The following is a 6,452-nucleotide window of genomic DNA, read 5'->3' on the forward strand; positions in this document are numbered from 1 at the left end:
AGTCCCCACTTGTTTTTAGGTGGGAACTAAATTAAGGCTTATAGGATGAATTCATAAGGTGTGTTCAGCGGACGCTTACCGCTATATTAACTAAGGGGCAGTTTTTAAATGCCGCTAGATAGATATTTTATACTGCCGATAAAATATTATAATTAAACCCAATTGATATATTAAATTAACCTATTAAGATGTTGTTATAATGGGGTTGTTAATTGTATGATAAATTTTAGTTGCAAGCTTATTAATTAGGAAATTGTACTTTTAAATAATCTGGTTTGAGCAACAGGGCTAAAAAAACTCTCATTACTAAAAAAATTAATTAAAATTATGTATTTAATATAATAGTTTTTTTATAAAATTTTATTTACCTAATAAGATTATGAATATATTTTATTTTTAATTAGTTATTTAAAAAATTATAAATTTATATACTTTATTGATTGATATTTTAAATTTAATAAGAGAGAGTGGATAATGAGTTGATGTTTATAAGGTGGTTATGTAAGGTGATTCTTCTGAATTGAGTGTTGTTGAAGATAGATGTGATTGACTGTCCTTTGGATGGTACTCATTTTACTTTTGTGGTTCCATACTTTTTTAAAAATATCTTATATAAATCAATATTATAATTGATTGTTTTATTTTTAAATCTTATTTAGTAGTATAGAATCATAAAAAAAATCAGAGAGATATATAAATTATTTAAAAAGTTTAGTTTTATGTAAATATATTAAGCCAGACATCTTAATCAACATGAAACATAAAGTTAAACAAATTACCCAAGATAGATTATTGCTATCTACTAGTGAAGCTGCTCGTTTATTAGGGTATGCAGAACAAACATTACGTAAATGGGCATTGTATGAAAACGGACCAATAAATCCTATTAGGCATGGTCGCAGTCTTCGATGGAGTAAAGCAGAAGTCTATAAATTTGCTTGTGTCAAAGAAGAAGTCTAGAAAAATTGAGATAGTTTTTCATGCTATTGGCGTTCACTCTATTTAGAGGTAAAAAGCACGCAATAACAAGAAATACTATCTCATCCATAAAATTTATATACCTATTTTTTAAAAAATATCATCAGTTTAAATTGGATTTAGATTTAGGCTCTAGGCTTTGTCATGCTCAAAAAAAGCCTTAATGAAGTTTTTATAGGGTAGGATTTGGAGTTAATAATGTCCAAAAAAAAATCAAAATCAAAGCAAAAACCCAAACAACGAAGTACGAGTAACTTGAAGATTGATGTTCATAAAACTCAATTGGACATACTCGAGACTGTACTTAGTCACACAGACTCTTGTGTAAATCTGCAACAGAAGGTCCAAGGACAAATACTTACTTTAATTGCTAAACGAGTCAGTGATGATCTTGAATGTTTTAAAACAGCATCTGCCTATTTGCCAGATTCTATCAAGCAAGATCAGAAGGTTTGGGTTGAGGCTCAAACAAGTTACGTTTTTTGGTTCGTGCTTTTTAATTATTTAAAAAGTGCCTCAATTAAGAAGGAATCTAGAAATTATTTGTTTAACAGAGTTTTTGAATATTTGAACCAGGAAGATAGGCAAAAAATACAATTTTATATTAATAGGGAGGTATTAAAAAAAGGTGGATATTCTAATCATGAAAAAATCTATAAGAGTGATTTTGTGAATTTTTTTAAATTGCCTAAGAATTTTAATGAATATTAATCGTTATTTAAGAGTTAATTGAAATGTTTGAAATTTTAAATCAGGAATATCTTAAAAATCATTGTGGTGGTTTTGAGGAAATTATTTCTGGATATAGTAAAAGAATAGCGATGTTAAATTTTGAAGATTTTAAAAATTTTTATTTAAAATCTATGGATCAAGAAAGTTTGAAAAGTTTGACAGATTATTGTGGGATGCTATATTTTAATATTTGTAGAAATAAGCAAAGAACTCAATATAGAAGTATATTGGGATTTTTAAGTGTTTCGATATTATGTAATGATTTAGATAAGTTAAATAATGAAAATCAAATTGAGATAAATAATAAAAATTTAGAAATTTTAAATTATGTGATGCTTTTATCTGGATTGTTCTTGACGATTGATAATTCGGAATCAAAAATTAAAATGATAAATTATACATTGTACTTATTATTTAAACTGGTAGGGAAAAGGTTTGATAAATATATAAATGATATATTAACGAATCTTGTTTACTATTTTAGAGTAATTATAAATATTGATCCATTGAAAAAGTCGAAAAAAGAATTCAGTAGTTATGCTAAAAAGCAAAAAGACCAAACTATTGCGAGTTGTCTAGATTTCGATGTGCAGGAAAAGAATCAAATTGAAAAATCATTAAATCGCTATTTAGATGAATATAGGGTGGCTATTGAAGATCTCTACTATGATAAGAAAGTACAGGTTAATAGGAAAAAAGCTCAAACATCTCTTGAAGAAACAAAGGTGTCTCTTTTAAGTTTCATCGATCCACCTTTGATAGTAGACAGCTACTCTGACTATTCTGATGCTCATGCAAAGGATGACGATGAAGAAAATGAAGATGTAAAAAGTCATCAATATGATTTTAGTCAAGATGAGAATACACGCAGATTATCAACTCTTGTTGATCAGCAAGTATTGCGTAGATACCTCGATCATGTACACGAACCGACTGTGAGTAATGTTTACTATATCGACCCACCTTTTTTGAAAGTTATATATCAGGTCTTACATGACGAACTACAGGACAATAAAGACATAGAAGAATCTGCCATGGCTGCCTGTTTCTTAATATCATTATGTACAGGAATGAGTGCTGTTGTCTTTCAATATGTTGATTACTTTTTTGAAATTAAGAAATTAAAACATTCTTCTGGTCGTGATTATTATTTATGGACCGTCGATGCCGAGGTTAATAAAAGGCTGGACGGCGAAATTGCAAAAAAAGGGAATAGGCTGAATAAACATTCCAGTTGGACATTCCAAATTCCTGCAATGTGGATTGATCGAATCAAAGAGGCGCAGCTAAGTGGCTACACAAACACCGATTTTAATCAGTATTTAAAGGAATGTTTCTTTGGTTATTGTATTGGAAATCTATCTGTTACTCATATCGCCTCGCAGCTTTCATTTCATTTACATCGCATTTGTGAAGATGATTTACAGAAGAATTTTCTCATTGGTAAACAAGTTTCACATCAACCCGATCTTGCATACGGTGGTTTTTCTTATAAACAGTTAAATGATTCGTATGAGAAATACGTATGGCTTTGGTTTCAGAATAAACATGAGAGTCATGTGCTAGATCGCCCTCAATTTATTCAAGTTAAAAGTGATGAACGTGTAGGAAGTCAGCGAGCTTGGTCATTTAATCAGGCTAAAAAATTCTTAAATTCACTGAACAAAAAGATCATTCAGATATTGAAGGACAAGAAATCAATTGAAGAACGATTTAATGCTTTCAGTGTCTGGATTTGGATTTGTTGTCTTTTATCCTCAGGAGCACGCCCAGCAATTGCTGCATCGAGTATCAAGGAGAACTATGACTTCATTACAGGCATAGTCTACATTCATGATAAAAACAGCCAATCACGACGTCATGGTCGCTTTTCACCACTGACTGAATTTGTTGTTAATGAACTAAAGCTGTATGAAAAATTCATTACAGACCTTATGAATTCAGGGACTTTAACTAAAAGTGAGGATAACTACTATCTTCACTATTGGAAGAAAAATGCAGGATTCATGAAAATAAAAATAAGTCCTTTAACTCAGAAAGATGTGGCTTCTTATCTTGCATTGAATTTCCCTGAAATTGGGCCGTTATATCCCAATTGGATTCGACATTTTGTAAGGAACACCCTTGATTTGCCAGATGCAGTCTTTAAGTCATGGTATGCGCATGATCAACAAGGTGAAATTGGATTTTCTAAATTATCATCTTTACAGCCATATGCTTACAAAACTCTAATTCAGGATGCTTTAGAAAAACTTTTTAAAGATCTTGAGTTAACATCTGTGGAGATTTCTTTATGAATAATGAAAATTTAGAAAAATTAAAGCAAGAACTTGAATCTATGGCGAAAAGCATATTTGAAAGTATTTCAAATATGCTAGTTGAAGAGATTACAGAGCATAATTTAAAGCTTAAGCTTGATGATAAAATTAAAGAGAAGATGTATAAGGCGAGAGCTAAAGTTAATAAATATTTCAAATCACAAAAATTGGATGCTAATCACTTAAAAGTGGGATGGCAATATTGGTCAGATTTATGCGTCCAAAATAAACAGGAGGTTGAATCAAAGATAGACTGGTTGTCTGGTAATTATAATATACCACTGATTCAAACCAGCTCTTTTCCATCTAATATCAAAGATATTGAATCTACCCAAACTAAATTGCAGAGTGGAAGGGAATTACATGATTTTAAGCTAAAGCTGCATGACTTTTGGCAGAAGCAATTACCCCATCAGCTTAAGACAAGTAAATTAAATCCGCATGTGACATTTGAACAAAAAGAATTTCTGTTGCGTCAGTTCTTATTGGCTCTCATTTTTGATTGTGGATGTGGGACACGAGCTGATTTGCTCGCAATTCTAAAATCTTTGAGAGAAACATACTCTAACGATAGAGTTTCCCCATTTGAATTATCTAGTGGTCTAGTATCGGTGTACGGTAAAGACATTTCAAAATTTGCTTGCTTATATAGTTATCCTCTGGAAAATTCGTCTTATGCGAATTTAATTTACGATGAAAAATCATACCAGGTTAAACAAATTTATCTGACTCCAATGAGTTTGTTAATGTTGATTCGACTGGTTAACGATATTGAATTAGATACACAACCAGAAAAAAGACAAGTAGATCAAGAATTGGTGCAATTGCTCGATTCTATAATCAATCTAAATGGGGAGCTTTTAGATCAAAAAATTTTATCAGGCTTACAAGATGTAGATCACGAACACGCTGTTGTTAAGATTTTTTCAAAGAAGAAATTTAAGCTTTTTGATCATTTAGATTACGTACAGTATTTTGGAACGAAAAATACATTAGATGGTTTTCTTATTGCTTTATCTAAGGGTGTTTTTAATTACTCGGCGCTTTCTTATTCATCCTTAAAAGCACTAGAGGGAATTGATACACATGACAGTACTCAGACGTCTAAAAAAAAGAGCATCAATCAAGCTATTGTAGATAATTTTTACTATACGGAATTGAAGAAGGCTAAGTTGGAGCAGATTCGAAATTTGAATACAGATTATCACTGTGCCGCAGATATTAAAAAGAGTTTAGTAAGAACCTTGGATGTTAGTAACGTGAGTGTGAGCGAAGTTATAGCTGAGTTTTCAAAGGATCTTAGCTTGCTTCACAACAGTTATTCTTGCCAGCAATATACCTCGCCAAAAGATATTGCCCTTGTTAGTGTTCAGATTGCGGTGATCACGTGGTATTTGGAGTGTCTTAAAGAAATAAAATCGACCGGCTCGGGTAAAAATAAAAAAGGCATTAAACTGAGCTCTTTAGATACTTATAAATCATCATTTATTGACGAACTTTTTCTATATGTTGTGAGTAATGATTTAGACCTTCAAGCCATAGATGAAGAAGAGTTTGAGGAGATCTACAGTCATATTTTGGCTATCAAATCCATTGGCGACAGTAGTAAGAAAAACAGAAAATGTTCACAAAATGGGAGGGGGATTAAACATAATAGCTATGGGTATGCGGTAAGTAATCTAAAAAAATTTCACAATAGCTTAATACGTAATTTTGGTGCTCCTCGTATTAATTATTTAGATCAATTGCAATCAACTGATTTGCAAGTGTGTAGAACATCGTATGTTACACCAGTGATGTTTAATCAATTTAAAAATTTAATTGCTGTCCAAACTCAGTTGACCAAAGATCAGAAGAATATTCTTAAAGTCATTTGTATCCTTGCGTATAGAACGGGGCTAAGACTCAATGAAATTCTGGGATTAAAGCTAAGTGATTTAGCCATGATAAATTTGCGTTATGAAACAATTGGTCATGATCTTTATTATTATTTTACCAATGAAAAATATGAAATTTTCAAAATTTTTATCCACAATAATTATTCTCGTCAGCTTAAAACCAGTAATGCAAAACGAGGAATGTGCCTTGATGAATTACTGACCAGAGATGAGTTAATTTCAGTTATTCATTTGATTAACAAAAAAATGAAGGTGCCCATTAATCAAAATACATTAGGTGCCAAAGATTGTTTAATTTTCTCTGAAGAGGGTGGGGATATTTCTCATCGATCTGTGAGTCAACTGATCAAGGAGATGTTTGATCAGTTATTTTTGAATCAAGTACACGACTATTCATTTCATAGCTTTAGGCACACTGCTTCGTAAGCGTCCGCTGAACCCCACTTTTCTTATTTTCTCAATATCCCGATAGTGTCCATTATTTATTAAATGGACATTATGTTTATGGCCTTAGACACTTTTATAG

Annotated in this window: 4 protein-coding genes; all 4 read left to right on the plus strand. The window is 31.3% G+C overall.

Annotated features, from left to right (window positions below):
- The first annotated feature begins 753 nt into the window (after nt 1-753).
- The 4 genes from ACE01T_RS16630 to ACE01T_RS16645 all read left to right on the plus strand — a co-directional run bounded on the left by ACE01T_RS16630 (nt 754) and on the right by ACE01T_RS16645 (nt 6,352).
- Nucleotides 754-960 carry a helix-turn-helix domain-containing protein gene (locus ACE01T_RS16630; protein WP_395519711.1) on the plus strand — a complete coding sequence of 69 codons (207 nt, stop codon included), beginning with the start codon at nt 754-756 and terminating at the stop codon, nt 958-960.
- 216 nt (nt 961-1,176) lie between these two features.
- Complete coding sequence (locus tag ACE01T_RS16635; RefSeq protein ID WP_395519712.1) at nt 1,177-1,689, plus strand: hypothetical protein; 513 nt, start codon at nt 1,177-1,179, stop codon at nt 1,687-1,689.
- Nucleotides 1,690-1,712: 23 nt separating this feature from the next.
- Nucleotides 1,713-4,007 carry a hypothetical protein gene (locus ACE01T_RS16640; protein ID WP_395519713.1) on the plus strand — a complete coding sequence of 765 codons (2,295 nt, stop codon included), beginning with the start codon at nt 1,713-1,715 and terminating at the stop codon, nt 4,005-4,007.
- Nucleotides 4,004-6,352 (plus strand): tyrosine-type recombinase/integrase, encoded by a 2,349-nt coding sequence (locus ACE01T_RS16645; protein ID WP_395519714.1) that lies wholly within the window; start codon nt 4,004-4,006, stop codon nt 6,350-6,352. The genes ACE01T_RS16640 and ACE01T_RS16645 overlap by 4 nt, the downstream gene beginning before the upstream one ends.
- The last annotated feature ends 100 nt before the right edge of the window (nt 6,353-6,452 follow it).

Origin of the sequence: Acinetobacter uliginosus (genome assembly GCF_044130295.1) — a bacterium.
Lineage (GTDB): Bacteria > Pseudomonadota > Gammaproteobacteria > Pseudomonadales > Moraxellaceae > Acinetobacter.

What these genes read in the sequence shown, in the direction of transcription:
- ACE01T_RS16630 (WP_395519711.1), top strand. Translation starts at nt 754, where the DNA reads ATGAAACATAAAGTTAAACAAATTACCCAAGATAGATTATTGCTATCT.
- ACE01T_RS16635 (WP_395519712.1), top strand. Translation starts at nt 1,177, where the DNA reads ATGTCCAAAAAAAAATCAAAATCAAAGCAAAAACCCAAACAACGAAGT.
- ACE01T_RS16640 (WP_395519713.1), top strand. Translation starts at nt 1,713, where the DNA reads ATGTTTGAAATTTTAAATCAGGAATATCTTAAAAATCATTGTGGTGGT.
- ACE01T_RS16645 (WP_395519714.1), top strand. Translation starts at nt 4,004, where the DNA reads ATGAATAATGAAAATTTAGAAAAATTAAAGCAAGAACTTGAATCTATG.